The organism is Coraliomargarita sinensis, from assembly GCF_003185655.1.
Taxonomy (GTDB): Bacteria; Verrucomicrobiota; Verrucomicrobiia; order Opitutales; family Coraliomargaritaceae; genus Coraliomargarita_B; species Coraliomargarita_B sinensis.
On sequence record NZ_QHJQ01000005.1, the window covers coordinates 167,278 to 180,020 of the forward strand.

General features: G+C 54.4%; 12 protein-coding genes. 10 read left to right on the forward strand and 2 right to left on the reverse strand.

What is annotated here, in order from left to right:
• Nucleotides 1-45 precede the first annotated feature (45 nt).
• Nucleotides 46-1,215 (reverse strand): glycosyltransferase family 4 protein, encoded by a 1,170-nt coding sequence (locus tag DDZ13_RS08680; protein ID WP_110131051.1) that lies wholly within the window; start codon nt 1,213-1,215, stop codon nt 46-48.
• Nucleotides 1,216-1,350: 135 nt separating this feature from the next.
• On the opposite strand from DDZ13_RS08680, the gene DDZ13_RS08685 reads away from it, so the two are divergent.
• From DDZ13_RS08685 to DDZ13_RS15840, 4 genes are all read left to right on the forward strand, one after another.
• Nucleotides 1,351-1,983, forward strand: a complete 633-nt coding sequence (locus DDZ13_RS08685) for an MBL fold metallo-hydrolase (RefSeq protein WP_110131052.1) — start codon at nt 1,351-1,353, stop codon at nt 1,981-1,983.
• Entirely contained in the window at nt 1,980-3,101 is a 1,122-nt protein-coding gene (gene ribD, locus DDZ13_RS08690) for a bifunctional diaminohydroxyphosphoribosylaminopyrimidine deaminase/5-amino-6-(5-phosphoribosylamino)uracil reductase RibD (RefSeq protein WP_110131053.1), read from the forward strand. The genes DDZ13_RS08685 and ribD overlap by 4 nt, the downstream gene beginning before the upstream one ends.
• Nucleotides 3,098-3,691 carry an RdgB/HAM1 family non-canonical purine NTP pyrophosphatase gene (rdgB, locus tag DDZ13_RS08695; RefSeq protein ID WP_110131054.1) on the forward strand — a complete coding sequence of 198 codons (594 nt, stop codon included), beginning with the start codon at nt 3,098-3,100 and terminating at the stop codon, nt 3,689-3,691. Before ribD ends, rdgB begins: the two co-directional genes overlap by 4 nt.
• Before the next feature lie 91 nt (nt 3,692-3,782).
• Nucleotides 3,783-3,908, forward strand: a complete 126-nt coding sequence (locus DDZ13_RS15840) for a hypothetical protein (protein ID WP_269845175.1) — start codon at nt 3,783-3,785, stop codon at nt 3,906-3,908.
• Here the strand turns inward: DDZ13_RS15840 and DDZ13_RS08700 are convergent.
• On the reverse strand, nt 3,905-4,603 hold the full coding sequence (locus DDZ13_RS08700; protein ID WP_110131055.1) for a pseudouridine synthase: 699 nt from the start codon (nt 4,601-4,603) through the stop codon (nt 3,905-3,907). The genes DDZ13_RS15840 and DDZ13_RS08700 overlap by 4 nt on opposite strands.
• 84 nt (nt 4,604-4,687) lie before the next feature.
• Here DDZ13_RS08700 and DDZ13_RS08705 point away from each other — a divergent pair, with 84 nt between their 5' ends.
• The 6 genes from DDZ13_RS08705 (at nt 4,688) to gatC (ending at nt 12,628) form a co-directional block, all read left to right on the forward strand.
• The gene (locus DDZ13_RS08705; protein WP_110131056.1) at nt 4,688-5,605 is read left to right on the forward strand and encodes a sigma-54-dependent transcriptional regulator; all 918 of its coding nucleotides are present in this window, start codon (nt 4,688-4,690) and stop codon (nt 5,603-5,605) included.
• A gap of 73 nt (nt 5,606-5,678) precedes the next feature.
• The gene (gene pheS / locus DDZ13_RS08710) at nt 5,679-6,719 is read left to right on the forward strand and encodes a phenylalanine--tRNA ligase subunit alpha (protein ID WP_110131057.1); all 1,041 of its coding nucleotides are present in this window, start codon (nt 5,679-5,681) and stop codon (nt 6,717-6,719) included.
• Between the two features lie 262 nt (nt 6,720-6,981).
• Nucleotides 6,982-9,441 carry a phenylalanine--tRNA ligase subunit beta gene (gene pheT, locus DDZ13_RS08715; RefSeq protein ID WP_110131058.1) on the forward strand — a complete coding sequence of 820 codons (2,460 nt, stop codon included), beginning with the start codon at nt 6,982-6,984 and terminating at the stop codon, nt 9,439-9,441.
• Between the two features lie 52 nt (nt 9,442-9,493).
• Nucleotides 9,494-10,948 carry a RimK family protein gene (locus DDZ13_RS08720; protein ID WP_110131059.1) on the forward strand — a complete coding sequence of 485 codons (1,455 nt, stop codon included), beginning with the start codon at nt 9,494-9,496 and terminating at the stop codon, nt 10,946-10,948.
• A 186-nt stretch (nt 10,949-11,134) separates the two neighbouring features.
• Nucleotides 11,135-12,238, forward strand: coding sequence for a GNAT family N-acetyltransferase/peptidase C39 family protein (locus tag DDZ13_RS08725; protein WP_110131060.1), 1,104 nt, complete (start codon nt 11,135-11,137; stop codon nt 12,236-12,238).
• A 96-nt stretch (nt 12,239-12,334) separates the two neighbouring features.
• Nucleotides 12,335-12,628: an Asp-tRNA(Asn)/Glu-tRNA(Gln) amidotransferase subunit GatC gene (gene gatC / locus DDZ13_RS08730; RefSeq protein ID WP_110131061.1), complete on the forward strand. Its 294-nt coding sequence runs from the start codon at nt 12,335-12,337 to the stop codon at nt 12,626-12,628.
• Nucleotides 12,629-12,743 lie beyond the last annotated feature (115 nt).

Here is a 12,743-nt window from a genome sequence, read left to right on the forward strand (position 1 = left end):
AAAGTTGAAATTTACAGAATAGATTCAGCCATACCGGAGACAATGTCAATTTGAGGCATACTTTGTTCCAGAGTAGCCAATTTCCGGGACTGTTCCGGCCGCCTCTTCCAAAAGAGCGAAAAACCTGGCAATTGTCTCGCTCCAGGGGTAATTTTCCGCGGTTTGGCGGGCGGCGTTTCGTATTTTCTCCCAGGTTTCCGGATGCTCCAGGATGTGTTCAAGGCCGGAAAACAGAGCTTCCCGGTCGCCCAGGGGGGCGAGGAATCCGTTTTCGCCGGAAATGACGAACTGCCGCCCGGCGGCATAATCGTAGGTCAATGTAACTAGCCCGCTGGCCAATGCTTCAATGACGACGTTGCCGAATGTCTCACTTTCACTGGCAAAGAGGAAAATATCAGCGGAGGCGTAATGTGCGGCCAGATCATCATCGTAACGCATCCCGGCGAAATGGACCTCCGGCCACTTTTTCTCCAGTTTTCTGCGCACGGGGCCATCGCCCACTACGACCATTTTCAAATTCGGGTGATGCGCCCGGGCACGCTGCCAGGCTTCCAGCGCGAGCGGAATGTTCTTCTCCGCAGCAGCCCGGCCGACATACATTACCACCGGCGTCGTCGCATCCGCGCCCCATTCAGCGCGTAGCTTTTGGCAGCGTTTTGTCGGACTGAACAGCTTTGTGTCGGCGCCACGACCGAGCATTTCCAGCCGCTCCACACCTTCTTTGGCAAGCCGCTGGATGAGCTCCTGGTCCGGCACCGTGGTCAAAACACAGTTATTATGAAACCAGCGTAAATAGCGCATCATGGCTCGACCGGCAAAGGCGGCACCGTAATCGGCACAATAATCCTGAAAGTTGGTGTGGAAAGTGGAAGTCACCGGAACTTCCAGTTTTCGCGCCGCCCGCAGCGCAGAGTAGCCGAGCGGTCCTTCCGTGGCCACATGCACAACGTCGGGCTGATAAGTCTCAAATTGTTGTTCCAATTGGCCGGGGGCGGGCAAGCCGATCTTTAGGCCCGCGTAATTCGGAATGGGGATGCCGAAAACCTCCAGCATCGCGAGTTGCCCGTTTCTGATGTCGGGCGCATCGGACCTGCGCGGCTTCACCAGAAGCACTTCATGGCCCCGGTCCAGCAGTCCGCGAACAAGACGTTGGTTGGTCATGGCAACCCCATTGACCTCAGGCGGGAAAGTCTCGGTGACGAGGGCTATTTTCATAGTAAAAAAGCGAAAGCTAGGTGAATCGAATATTGAAGCAAGGACAGACCGGCTATCTTTAACGGGAAATGCGGCAGGAGATGCGCCTGAGATTACTGGTTGAAAGCATCGGACGGTCCTGCATTTTGCAGGCTGATGATTATAGAAACACAGGAGCTTCCCCCGATTGGTACCAATGCTGTCGCTTTGATTGAACCGGAACGTAAAGAGTGCGTGATTATTGATGCGCCGGCAGATGCTTATACTTGGGCCCGGGGAGTGGCGGATCGTCACGGCTGCCGAATGACAGCACTCATTTTAACGCACGGGCATTGGGACCACATTCTCGATGGGTGGAAGTTTGCCGAGCAGGGGATTGCAACATACGGGCATGCTGACGATACGCTAATGTTTGGGGAACCGTCCCGGATGGCTAATTACGCGATGCCCGGCCTGGAACTAAAGCCGGTCAGAATCGATCACTGGATTTCGCAGGGGCAAATGCTCAGCTTGCTCGGCACCCAAATGGAGATCCGGCACGTTCCGGGGCATTGCCCGGGCAACATACTTGTCTATCTGGAAAATGAGTCGGCTGCCATTGTGGGCGACGCGATTTTTGCGGGAAGTATCGGTCGCTATGATTTGCCCGGCGGGGACTTCGCGATTTTGGACAAATCGATTCGCGAGCAGATTTACACTTTGCCTGATGCTACCAAAATTTATCCCGGCCATGGGCCAACAACGACAGTTGGCGCCGAAAAACAGGGAAATCCCTTCGTTCGTGCATGAGCTACGAAACCAGTAGAGATGCCTTTTATATGGCGCGTGCGATTGAATTGGCGGGCCGGGCTTGGGGGCAGACGCACCCGAACCCCATGGTCGGTGCATTGATCGTGGAAAACCGGAAAGTGGTCGCCGAAGGCTGGCACAAAGGGCCCGGGCAACCGCACGCCGAAATTGAAGCCTTGAAGGCGCTTGACCGCAAGCGCTCGCAGGACGCAGCGCTTTACGTCACTTTGGAGCCCTGCAGCACGGAGGGCCGTACCGGTGCCTGTACCAGGGCGATCATTGAATCCGGGATCCGCAAGGTCGTCGTCGGCGCGATCGATCCGAATCCCGATCATGCCGGTCGGGGACTGGAGATTCTAAAAAATGCCGGGATTGAGGTAAGTTACGGCACTCTGGAAGAAGAGTGCAGCGACCTAAATCTCATCTTCAACCACTGGATCACGACGGCTGAGCCTCTGTTGGCCGCCAAACTCGCCATGACGCTGGATGGCAAATTCGCGGCGGCTTCCGGGCATTCGCAATGGGTGACCGCAGAAGCGGCGCGTGACGACGTAATGCATTGGCGTCGATACTTTCCGGCGATTGCCGTGGGCGCCAATACGGTGCTGCAGGATGACCCGAGTCTAACCAGCCGGATGGATGACGCCGTTTTTTGTCCCAGGCGCTTTGTCTTCGACCGGCACTTGAAAACGATGGCTGCCCAACGCATGCCCAAGCTATATAGCGATCAATTCAAAGAGCAAACCTGCGTCCTTTGCCTGAAGTCAGCGAATGCAGAGCGCAAAGCTGCGGCTCTCGATGCCGGAGTCGGGGTCTGGGAGCTTCCCGAAGATCGCGGGCACATCGACTGGACCGCTTTCCGGGAACGCTGCGCTGCCGAGACCGTTTGCGGTGTTTATATCGAATGCGGTCCGGCCTTGGCCACCGAGGTGATCGAAAACAAAAAGGCGGACTATCTTTTCATTTACAAAGCACCCAAATTTATGGCGGATTCAGCGACGCCGGGAATTGGCTCCCGGCGGGCCACCGCCTCGATGAGTGACGCCCTGCATTTGGAGAATGTACATCACGAAATTTTAGGCGACGACGTCCTGACAAGGGGAAGGTTACTGCGATGACTTCATTAATCATAGCCACAGGCAACCCGCATAAAACCGAAGAATTTGCCCAACTTCTGAACGGTACAAACTTCAGCGTGGAATCGGCCGCGTCTTGTGGTGGCATGCCGGAAGTGGTTGAAAACGGGGCGACCTTTGCCGATAATGCTCAACTCAAGGCGGAAGCGCTGCGGGCCATCGCCCCGGCAAATGCCTGGGTCATGGCCGATGATTCCGGACTTGAGGTCGATGCACTCGACGGCGCGCCCGGAATCTATTCCGCCCGCTACGCGGGCCCGTCGGCAACGGACCAGGACAATCTGGAAAAGTTGCTTCATGCCCTGGGAGATCTGCCTGAATTGGAACGAACGGCGCGCTTCCGATGTGTGCTCTGTCTCATGGGGCCCGACGGCCGGGCGCAGCTTTTCGATGGCACCTGCGCCGGTCGGATAAGTGAGGCACCCAGTGGTTCCAGCGGTTTCGGTTATGATCCGGTCTTTGTGCCCGATGGTTACAAGCGATCTTTTGCGGAACTGGGTGAAACCATCAAGGGAGAGTTGAGCCACCGCGCCCGTGCTGTTGAGACGATGCGGGGTCAGCTGTCTTCATAGGGTCGTTAGAGAGATTGGATGACAGTAGCGGCTCCGCTTGCGGATGCCGAAAGGATAGCGCCTTATACTGCTTCTAAATCATGGCCGTTGCTTGAGCTGTGCACTCCTTGGGTCCGGCAAGCTATTGGATACGATACTGGCATCCGCATCCGCATCCGTCTCCGGAAAACTACGCCGGGACAAGAGCGGAGCCGCTACGGATTTGATCCACCCCTAAAAGCCGAGTTTCGCGACGATCTCTTGAAATTCCGCTTCGATAGCGGCCTGTAGCGTAATTCGCTCCTTCGTTTTGCCATGCGTGAAGCACAATCTCTCCGCGCGAAGCATCAGACGCTGAATGCCACAGTGCGCTCGAAGAAATCTATTTTGAACACCATCACCGTGCCGGGTATCGCCTAGAATGGGATGCCTCAGATGTGCCATGTGGCGACGCAGTTGATGTTTGCGCCCGGTTCTCGGGCTTAATTCAAGGAGAGAAAAACGTGCGGTCGGGTAGCGTCCAACGGGTTCGGGCAATTCGCTTCGAGCGAGCGTACGATAGTGGGTTTGGGCGGACTGTATTTTGTCCGGGGCTTCCTCTGATTTTAGATCGTAATCAATCTCGCCCGATTCCCCCGCCCATCCCCGGACAACGGCCTGATAAATTTTGTCACAGCCTTGGTTGGCCAGTTCCTTCTGGGTGAACCGCAGGCAATCCTTGTCCAGTGCAAACAGTAGGACGCCACTTGTCGGACGGTCGAGGCGGTGACAGGGGTAAACCACCTGGCCGATCTGGTCGCGGAGCAACTGAAGGGCAAATTCGGATTCTTCCGCACTGATCGGGCTGCGATGCACAAGTAACCCGGCCGGTTTATCCACGGCAACATAGTGCTCATCCCGATAAAGTATTTTGAGTGTCGTTTGTTTCTCCATTCGCTCGTTTTGCTCAGATGGTAATCATTCAATGAAAACGAAGTTGATCCTCAGAGATTACCTTAGTGTATTTCGTATCTAGCAATGGTTTCTTCGGGTTCAAAGCCGGCAGTTCTGGTTGTGGATGATAGTGAGACGGATCGCGAGATCATCTCTATCGTCTGTGACGCGCTCGGATGTCATGTTGATTTGGCTTCCGATGGTCTGGAAGCGCTGAAACTCTACAACGGAAAATCCTACGATCTCGTTTTGGCGGACTATGTCATGGAGCCGATGAATGGCATTTACGTCGTCTCCCGGATTAAGGAGGCGAATCCGGATGCTGTTTGTTTAATCGTCACGGGTTTTCCCAACGAGGACGTACGACGTTTCGCCCATGAGGGTGGGGTGTTTGATTTGATTACCAAACCGATTCAGGCACAGGAACTCAAAGAAACCTTACGTCTGGCGCTGAATGCATCACAGGGGGCGACTGAGAAAGTCTCGGGGATCGCTTTGAGCAACCGGATGGACAATTGCGCTTTGCTTGTGGGAGAGGGGACCGAGATAAGAAAGATCCGCGAGCAAATCGCCCAATCGATAAGCAGTCAAAAACCACTTCTCATCGCGGGGCCGGGGAGCACCGTTAAAGGCGAAATTGCCCGGTTCATTCACCGGAACGGCCCTCAGGCGGGAAAGAGGATGGTCGAGGTGTCGTGCGTAGCCATGGAAGAAAGTGCCCTGCGGTACGATTTGATCGCAGAGGGGGGCGCTTGGTGTTCGCTGCTTCGTCAGGCTGAGGGCGGCACTTTGGTCCTGGATCAAATTCTCAGTCTCCCGCTCGACGTGCAGAAGGACCTTGCAGCACAGTTTGAGTCGATCTCATCGAAGATGCAGGTGCTCGTTTTGTCAGACGATTTACTTGAGGACGCTCTCGAAGAGGGCCGGATCGATGACGAATTTTATTTCAAGGTAACCATGGATCAGATTCACCTGCCACCGGGGATTCCTTTGTCGAATTGAATATTCGGGAAAACCGACTCGACAAAATCGTTCTGCCTGAGAGCCTTTTCGTTTCATTTAAACGAGCGGAATCATGCAAGAAGAGTTAAATAAGATCGTAGCAGGCGTTCGGGAGAAAGCTCCCCAGATCGCCACGCGCGCGGAATTTGAGTCCTACAAGGCCACCATTTCTGGCCCGAAAGGTTCGCTGACCGAGGTCATGAAGGGCATGGGCAAGGTCCCGAAAGAGGACAAGCCAGCCATGGGTAAGCTGATCAACGAAGCCAAGACCGCTGTCACAGCGGAATTCAAGGCTGTGGTCGAACGACTGGAAGCAGCGGAACTGGCCGCCAAGCTGGGCCCGGACATTGATCCATCACTGCCATCGCCGGATTTGAATCGAGGCACGATTCACCCGATCGCACAGGTGCGCGACGAGATGGTGAACCTGTTTCGCCGCATTGGATTTTCCGTGGCGGAAGCGACCGAAGTCGAAACCGAGCATTACTGTTTCGACGCGCTCAATATTCCATCGGATCACCCGGCCCGCGACATGCAGGACTCCTATTATTTGCCGGAGGAATTAAAGGTCGGCAACGTCAGCAAGCATGTCGACGAAAAGTACCTGCTCCGCACGCACACTTCCACGGTGCAGATCCGCACCATGCTGGAGGAGGAGCCGCCTATTCGCATCGTTGCACCCGGTCGCTGCTTCCGTCGCGACACGCCGGATGCCACCCACAGCGCCAACTTCCATCAGATCGAAGGGCTCTATGTGGACAAGGATGTCAGCCTCATGGATCTCAAGGCGACACTCGATCACTTCGTCAAAACCATCTTCGGACCGAAGGCCAAGACGCGGCTGCGTCCCAGTTTTTTCCCGTTCACCGAGCCGAGCTTCGAGATGGATTTCTTTTCACCGGATCTCGGAAAACTCAGCAACAAATGGCTGGAGATCATGGGCTGCGGCATGGTCGACCCCGAGGTCTTCAAAGCAGTCAATATCGACCCTGACGTTTACACCGGATACGCCTTCGGCATGGGGATTGAGCGCATCGCCATGATCTTACAGGGCGTTGATGACATCCGCTATTACTACCAGAATGACGTCCGCTTTCTCAAGCAGTTCGCCTAAGAGGGTTTTATTGACCGCAGAATTCGTCGAGAGCGCATGGCATATTTTGGAAATCGTTAATGGACCTGAATTAACGTCAATAAGCACAAGCACGCTCCCGAAGAACTGAAGTTTAAACAACCCATCGACCATGAACACCCATTGCATCATCAAAATTCATTTTTCAAAATGAACGTGCATCAACGTTCATTAACGGTTTAACCGATTCTCTTTCCTTCTCAGTGCGCTCAGCGCACTCTGCGGTAAATCAGATTTTATTGTTATGAAAATTTCCTACAACTGGCTTAAAAATTACATCGATCTAAACGAGACCGAGCACTCACCTGAAATATTGGCCGAAGTGTTGCCGCTGCTCGGCTTTGATATCGAGGAATACGAGAAGCTTGGCCCGCCCCCGCTTGAAAACGTCGTCGTCGGTGAAGTCGTTCGCTACGACAAACACCCGGATGCCGACCGTCTGCGTTGCTGCATTGTCAGGACGGCGGAGGAGGACGAACCGCACAGGATTGTTTGCGGGGCCAAAAACTTCGAAGCGGGTGACAAGGTGATGGTAGCGCTACCCGGTGCGGTGTTGCCCGGAAACTTCAAAATCAAGAAGTCCAAGCTCCGCGGCCAGCCCTCGGAAGGGATGATGTGTTCGGCGAAAGAGTTGAAGATCGGACAGGATCATGACGGCATCATGGTTCTCAATCCGGAGGTAAAGCTGGGCACGCCACTGAATGAGCTCTATAAGGACAGCGATACCGTCTTTGACCTGGAAATTACCCCGAACCGTGTCGATGTGCTCAGCCACCTCGGTGTGGCCCGTGAGCTGTCCGCCCGGTTTGGGCTCCCTGTGAAGTATCCGGAAGTGAAATCGAGCACGGAAAATGAAACTTCAGGCGAGCCTCTCATTTCTGCGCTGGAAGTCAGTGCGCCGGAATTCTGCCCGCATTACACCGCCATATGCATTAAGGGCGTCAAGGTAGGTCCGAGCCCGAAGTGGCTGAAAGTCGCGATCGAGGCCACCGGGCAACGTTCGATCAACAACGTCGTCGATGTGACCAACTATGTCCTGCACGAGACCTGCCAACCACTGCACGCCTTCGACGCCGCCAAAATCAAGGGAAGCAAATTGGTGGTCCGCTTGGCGTGCGAGGGCGAAGAAATCACCACGCTGGATGATGCAACGCGCAGTCTCGATGCCAGCATGGGTGTGATTGCCGATGCGGAGCGCCCGCTCGTCGTCGCCGGTGTCATGGGCTCTGTCGATGCCGAAGTGGATGACAGCACAACCGACGTGATTCTGGAATCCGCTTATTTTGATCCTTCTTCCGTACGGGCCACATCCCGTAAGCTCGGTCTGTCTTCCGATAGTTCTTACCGTTTCGAGCGCGGGATCGACCCCAGGGGCACGATCTATGCCGCCTTGCGCGCGGTGGATCTCATCCTCGAAGTCGCCGGAGGCGAAGTGGACGGGAATATGATCACCGAAGGCTCCGAACCGGCAACGATCTCAGAGGTGACGCTTCGCCCCGATCACGTACGGAAGTTTATCGGCTTCGACATTGGCAATGATGCGATGCAAGCCGTACTGGAGTCCCTGGATCTGAATGTCTCCATTCACAACGATCCCGATAATACGGAGCGCTGGGAAGTGAGCATTCCGTCCTACCGTGGCGATTTGCAGCGCGAGGTCGACCTGATCGAGGAAATCGTGCGTGTCTACGGTACCGACAAAATTCCTGAGTCCGAGGTGGTCGCCCGTGGCATCAGCGAAAATGATCACCGCATATATACAGTCAATGAGGCGGCGGCGAGTTATCTCACCGGCCAGAATTTCGACGAAGCTTTTCTTTATTCGCTGCGCGACCCCAAGGAAGTGGATGCCATCTTCGGCGAAGCCAGCCACAAGGTTTTGGCTCTCGATAATCCCCTGCAAAGCGACCAGAGCCACCTGCGCCCCACACTAATGACGGGACTGCTGGATGTGCTTAAACTGAACATCTCCCGGAGCACAGGCGCGACCCGCTTCTTCGAGCGTGGGCATGTCTACCGAGAAGTTAACGGGCAGATGGTCGAGCTGGTTTCCATCGGTTTTGTCATTCTGGCGGATCAGGTCAGCCGGGAATGGCGCCAGCGTGAAGTGGCTGATTTTTACACTGCCCGTACCATCTGCGAAAACCTTCTCGAGCTTGCCGGGCAACCCGCGGCCAAGTTGAACTTTAAGCCTTTGAACGAGTGCAAACTCTGGCAGCCGGGCCAAACCGCCGAGTGCGGTGATTTTACCAAGATGGGCTTCCTTGCCACAGCGGGGATGCTTGATGTCGCCCTGGTCAAGGAGCGCTGGGACATCACCAGTCCGGTGATTGGTGGCTCGATCCTGATGACGCCGAAGTTTTTCGAGCGTAAAGGTAAGCGGGGGCGTCACGCCGGACTCAGCAATCAACCCGCATCAACCAAAGACCTGGCCTTGATTGTCGACCGCGCCGTGCTTGGGGGACAGGTGGAAAGCGACATCGCGAAGTTCGCCAAGAAGGCCGCACAAGGTTTTAACTGCGAAAATGTCCGCATCTTCGACATCTATGAAGGTGAGGGTCTGCCCGAGGGGAAAAAGAGCCTTGCGCTCAGTATGACCTTCCGTGCGGCCGACCGCACCCTCAATGACAAGGAAGTGAACACGGCCTTCGAGGCGATACAGAAGATGATCGGCGAAAAGACGGATTATCAGGTTCGTAAGTAGCTGTTTTCCCGGCTTGTCTTTGTTTTGGCGAGCGGTCATAGCCGTCTTATAAATGTATACCACACTGGTCGTTACGGACAGCGGAACGGAGCTGTCTGAGGTCGACTTGAAAGTGATTCCGTTCGAGCAGTATCTTGCTGACTATCCGAAGCTCGGAGAGCCAAGGACGCGTATCATTAATCTCTGTGACACGGAGCGCTACCTGAGCCGCGGCTATTATTGTTCCTTGCTTGCGGAATCACGCAAGCACCAGGCTCTGCCAAGCGTCAATACGATCAACGACTTGCGCCAGTTGGAAGATGCGGAAGAGTTGCGCTTACTTTGGAGCAGCCTCGCGCCTCTTGTACCTAAGGATGTCAAAACAAAGAGGCGGCTGTTTATTTATTTCGGACAGGTGGAGGAAGCCGAATGGCTGGTATTTGGGCGCGCGGTTTTCGATCGTTTTCCGGCTCCGGCCCTGAAAGTGGTTATGCCGGATAATCAACATGGGTTTTCGGTCGAAAATCTCAGCCCGGGTGAACTGCCGAAGAGTGAGCATAAATTGTTTTACGAGCGGCTGAAGAATTTCACAGAAAAAATTTGGCGCAGCCCAAAGCGCCGGCAATACCGCTGGGACATGGCGATTCTCTATGATTCGAAAGAGGAAATGGGTCCGAGTGATGCAGAGGCGATTCAGCGCTTTATTCGTGCGGCGGGCAAGGTCGGGATTGAGGCGGGGACGATCCGTTCCTGTGATGCGGTGAATCTTGCGCAGTATGACGCACTCTTTATTCGCGAGACCACTTCTATCGACCATCCGTCGTATCGTCTGGCCCGTAGGGCTGAAAAGGAAGGGCTCGTTGTTATCGATGATCCGACTTCGATTATGCGTTGTTGTAACAAGATTTTCCTGCACGACGCTTTTTCTTACAACAAAGTCCATGCGCCACATACCCTCGTGATTGCCGATGCCGGCAAGACGACACTTGAACGCATCGAGAGTCAGATGGCATACCCCATGGTTTTGAAAATGCCGGAAAGTTCATTTTCGGCCGGAGTCTTTAAGGTTAAGGACCGTGCCGATCTCGTAGTGAAACTGGAGTCTATGCTTGAGACCTCCTCGCTCGCGCTCGTTCAGGAATACCTTTACACGGATTACGATTGGCGAATCGGTGTGCTCAACGGGCGGGCGATCTACGCCTGCAAATACTTCATGGCCCGCGGGCACTGGCAGATTTACAACCACAGCAGCAAGCAACCTCGCCACCAATCCGGGGGATTCGAGACGATCGCAACGTTTGAGGTGCCCAGGGCAGTTTTAAAGGCTGCACTAAAAGCCTGTTCCATCATTGGAAACGGTCTTTACGGCGTTGATATCAAGGAGCAGGATAAACAGGTCTATGTTATCGAGGTGAATGACAATCCGAGTATCGAGCACCGGATCGAGGACCGTTATCTGGGCGACGAGCTCTACATGATGATCATGCAGGAGTTTGCCGACCGCCTGGAGCAGCGTGGGCGCAATTGAAAGAGGGATTTAAAGTGAAGCTTTCGTTTAGCTTTTTCAGAGTCTCGTCCCCTCCTGGGCTTTCGAAGAGGAGCGCCGAAGTCCTTAGTCCTGGTTGTGTGTTGGCTAATTATCGGAGTTTTGCGGATAAAGCCTTCGGCGACGCAGGAAATGCGATAGAAAAACTTATTTGAAGCACTATTTGTTATGGGAACGGGGATTGTGATTCGCGAGGCCTTGCGGGATGACCTAGACGCCTTGGTGGAACTGGAGAACGCCTGTTTCGCTACGGATCGTCTCAGCAGACGATCTTTTCAGAGGTGGCTGAAAGGGGAGCACTCGGTTTTTCACGTAGCAACATCGGGAGATGCGCTGGTCGGCTACGGCCTGGTTTTGCTTCACAGTGGCACTCGTTTGGCACGATTGTATTCGATTGCTGTGGCTCCGGCAGTTCGTGGCAAGGGAATTGCACAGCAGCTTCTCGGGAAGTTGGAAGAAGCGGCAGAAGACGAGGATCGTTTCTTCATGCGCTTGGAAGTCGCCAAGGAAAATTCCGCTGCGGTCCGGCTTTACGAAAAGCTTGGTTATTCGGTTTTTGATGAGTGGGAGGACTACTATGAGGACCATTCCGATGCTCTACGGATGCAAAAACGCATTCGCTTTCCGGAATACACCCGGTACGAACCGCGCATTCCCTGGTTTGCCCAATCGACTTCCTTTACCTGCGGTCCGGCATGCTTGTTGATGCTGATGTCGGCGGCGGACCCACAGATCGAAATCAGCCGTGCACTGGAGTTGGACCTCTGGCGTGAGGCGACCACGATCTACATGACTTCGGGCCATGGCGGCTGCCACCCGGTGGGATTGGCTCTTGCCGCGCAAGCGCGAGGGTTCCACGCAGAGGTGCGCTTAAGCCTTCTCAGTACTCCATTTTTGGAGGGTGTTCGCGCCACTCATAAAAAAGAGGTCCTCGATTTGGTTCACGAGCAATTTATGGAACGCGGTCGTGCCTCACGTCTGCCGATCGTGCATGAGGCGGTTTCGATTTCCCAACTGGAAAGCTGGTTGACAGAAGAGGCTCTGGTCATGGTTCTAATCAGCAGCTATCGCTTGAATAACGACAAGGCACCGCATTGGGTTGTTGTTACCGCACAGGATGAGCTTTGCTTCTATTTGCACGATCCGGATGTGGAAAAACTGACTCGTAGCAGCCTTGACTGCCAGGATATCCCCATCGCAAAACAGGACTTTGGCAAGATGCTGATTTATGGCAGTAACCGTTACAGCGCGGCAGTCGTTCTGCACCGTTGATAGAAACTACGGAAGGTTTCCCTGTGCTCTATTCTGAAGTCTGGGGTTGCGGTGGAGGGGAGAAGCCTTTGATCTTTCCCGCTCAATTTCACCATTATGAGCGAAACACCACATATCGATATCGACTACGTTGCGAATCTGGCGCGCATCGAACTTTCCGACCAAGAAAAGAAGAAGCTGGGCGGCCAGCTTGACGATATTCTCGGCTACTTCGAAAAACTGAATTCGGTAAACGTCGACGGCGTCGAGCCATTGGCGCATGCCCACGCCGTAAACAATATCTGGCGCGAGGGCGACGAGCCCGGGCCCACTTACAGCCCTGAAGTGTTAACCGGAATGGCCCCCGAGTCACGCGACAACCAAGTGGTCGTGCCGAAGGTCGTGGAGTAACCCCCCGTCTTAATCGTAATCTTACTCTTTTTCTTAATCTAAAGAATAGGGTGGGGATTACGATTAAGAGCAAGATTACGATTAAGCATTACTATCACACGTATCCCGCATCTCG